The organism is Salifodinibacter halophilus (genome assembly GCA_012999515.1).
GTDB lineage: Bacteria > Pseudomonadota > Gammaproteobacteria > Nevskiales > Salinisphaeraceae > Salifodinibacter > Salifodinibacter halophilus.
Genome location: JABEEB010000421.1, coordinates 1 through 256, shown reverse-complemented (window position 1 = coordinate 256; position 256 = coordinate 1). Strand labels below are relative to the sequence as shown.

1 protein-coding gene is annotated in these 256 nt (G+C 67.6%); it reads right to left on the bottom strand.

Going from position 1 to position 256, the window contains the following annotated elements; all coding sequences use genetic code 11:
• A partial coding sequence (locus HKX41_12295; GenBank protein ID NNC24916.1) for a winged helix-turn-helix transcriptional regulator occupies positions 1-124 on the bottom strand: 124 nt, incomplete at its 3' end.
• Between the last annotated feature and the right edge of the window lie 132 nt (positions 125-256).

Below are 256 nucleotides of genomic sequence, written 5' to 3'. Positions count from 1 at the left end.
CCGGCGCGCTCATCTCGAACCGCGCGGCGATGTCGCCGGCGCTGAGTTCGCGCTCGGACAGGAAGGCCAGGATCTGCCGGCGCGGCGACGAGGCCAGGGCTTCGAAGATCTTGTCCTGCGACATGGCGGCGACGGCGGCGGCGCGCCGGAGCGGCGCGGGGACGAGTATAGCCTTGATTACTTAACTAATTCCCTAAATAGCCCAAGGCCGCGGACCGGCCGGAAAACCGCGAACGCGCGCTTCTGTCTCGCAACG